2 protein-coding genes are annotated in these 2,679 nt (G+C 66.3%); both read left to right on the top strand.

What is annotated here, in order from left to right; all coding sequences use genetic code 11:
• A partial coding sequence (locus tag M0P34_RS14815; RefSeq protein ID WP_291500504.1) for an ATP-binding protein occupies positions 1–2,021 on the top strand: 2,021 nt, incomplete at its 5' end.
• Positions 1,993–2,679: response regulator (locus M0P34_RS14820; RefSeq protein WP_291500507.1), on the top strand; the 687-nt coding region annotated here is incomplete at its 3' end. The genes M0P34_RS14815 and M0P34_RS14820, both read left to right, overlap by 29 nt.

A 2,679-nucleotide genomic window follows, 5' to 3' on the forward strand; every position in this document is an offset into this window, starting at 1 on the left:
CCTTTTCCATCCTGGCGGTGATCATGTGCATCAGCGTGGCCATCGCCCTTCTGGCGCGCTGGATCCTGCTCTCCAGCCTGACCTCGGAGTTGCAGCACCGGGGCATCGCCATCGCCCAGTCCGTGGCCGACCAGGGCAGCGGCTTTGTGCTCGACGGCAACCACCCGGCCCTCACGGCCCTGCTCTTCGACATGAGCAAGCTCGGCGAACGGCGCGACCTGGTGTCCTATGTGTTCATCACCGGGCCGGAGGACGAGGTGCTGGCGCACACCTTCATCCGGCCCTTCCCCGAGGGCCTGCGCCACGAGAACGCCCTGACGGGCGAGCGCCCCCCCGCCGCCGTGAAGCAGATCGAGGTGGACGGCGAACCGGCCCTGGACATCGCCGTGCCCATGATGGAGGGCATCTACCGCATCGCCACGGTCCATGTCGGGCTGAACCAGCGCCACATCGACCGGCTGGTCTCCAAGCTGCGCATCACCTTCCTGGGCTTCATCGCCCTGGTGGTGGTCATCATCTCCTGGATCAGCCACCGCCTGTCGGGCTACATCACCCTGCCGGTGACCAAGCTCATCGAAATGTCCGACGAGATCAGCAAGGGCAACCTCAACTTCCGCCTGGACCTGGGCAAGCAGTACGAGGACATCCTCTCGGACCACGCCCGCGAGGAGCGCTGCCCGGCCTACCACAACTCCGACCTGCCCTGCTGGCATGTGGACCGCACCCTGGGCCCCGTGTCCCCCGGCGGGCCGCAGCCCGAAAAGCCGCCCTACTGCCGCGAATGCGTCATCCGCCGCAGGCAGAGCGGCGACGAGGTGCTCCAGCTCGCGGATTCCTTCGCCTACATGGTGCGCTCCATCAAGCTCTACCGCAACCGGCTGCGCGAGTCGGAGTCCAAGTACCGCTCGCTGTTCGACGCCGGGCCGGACCCCATTTTCGTCCTGGCGCGCAGCACCCTGCGCGTGCTCGACGTGAACCCCCGGGCCGAGGAGATATACGGCTACACCGAGGGCGAGCTGCTGGGCATGACCTTCCACGCCCTGGAAACCGAGGACACCGTCGGCTCGCTGACCACCTTCGCCCAGCATGAGGCCGGGCCCGGGCAGTGCGTGTTCTACCCCAAGGCCATCCACCACAAGAAGAACGGCCAGCCCTTCTTCGTGAACATGCACGCCTGCGCCACCCGCTACGGCGGCCGCGAAGCGCTCATCGTCTCCACCACCGACATCACCGACATCATCGAAAAAGACGCCCAGCTCATCCAGGCCAGCAAGATGACCACCCTGGGCGAGATGAGCGCGGGCATCGCCCACGAGCTGAACCAGCCGCTCAACGCCATCAAGATGGGCAGCGACTTCCTGGCCATGCTCGTAGACCAGGACGGGCAGGTCCCCGGCGAGCAGCTGGCGCAGGTCACCCGCGAAATGAGCATCCAGGTCGACCGCGCCACGGAGATCATCAACACCCTGCGCCAGTTCGGGCGCAAGTCGGGCATGACCCCCGAAAACCTGGACCCCAACCGCTCCGTGCGCGCCGTGCTCAAGATCATCGGCCGCCAGCTGGACATCCAGCGCATCGGCGTGACCCTGGACCTGGCCGAGAACCTGCCGCCCATCCGCGCCCACGACAACCGCCTGCAACAGGTGCTGTTCAACCTCGTCTCCAACGCCCGCGACGCCATCAACATGTGGTCCGACCCCGACGACGGGGCCCTGGACCACAGACAGGTGACCCTGCGCACCTTCGCGGAGAACGGCCGGGTCGTCATCACCGTGGGCGACACGGGCTGCGGCATCGACCAGTCCCAGGTGGACAAGATCTTCGAGCCCTTCTACACCACCAAGGAAACCGGCAAGGGCATGGGCCTCGGGCTTGCGATTTCATACGGAATCGTGAAAGACTACGGCGGCGAGATATCCGTCACCTCGCGTATCGGGGCCGGCACCACGTTCCGGCTCGCCTTCCCACCCGCGCAAGAGCAAAGGAATGGACATGAGCAAGATCCTGGTCATAGACGATGAGCGGCCCACGCTGTCCATGTTCAAGCTGTTCCTCGGCGCCTACGGCTACGAGGTGCTGACGGCGGAAAGCGGCGAGGAGGGCCTGGAGGTCTTCCAGGCCGAGCGCCCGCCCATCGTGCTGACGGACATCAAGATGCCCGGCATGGACGGGCTCCAGGTCCTGAAACGCATCAAGGAGATCGACCCCCTGGCCGAGGTCATCGTCATCACCGGCCACGGCGACATGGACATCGCCATCTCGGCGCTGAACCTCAACGCCACGGACTTCATCAACAAGCCCATCCAGAAGGCCGACCTGGACGCGGCCCTGCGCCGGGCCAAGGAGCGCCTGCAACTGGCGCGCGACCAGCAGGACGAGGTCGGCGTGCGGCCCGCCGGAAACGGCGTGACCGTGGTGGAGGTCAAGGGCAGCGTCACCTCCCATTCGGAGCCGGTCCTCCTGGCGGCCTTCGAGCGCATCGAACCCGGGGGCCGGGTGGCCCTGCGCTTCGAGGACAACGCGTCCATCAACGGCGCGGGCATCGCCGTGCTGATCCAGCTGCTGTCCGACTGCGAGCGCAAGGGCACTGCCGTGGCCATGACCGGCCTGTCCGAAAACTTCCGCAAGGTCTTCGACATGGTCGGCATCACCCGCTTCGCCGCCATCTTCGAAACCGAA

Source organism: Desulfocurvus sp. (assembly GCF_023230885.1).
GTDB lineage: Bacteria > Desulfobacterota > Desulfovibrionia > Desulfovibrionales > Desulfovibrionaceae > Desulfocurvus.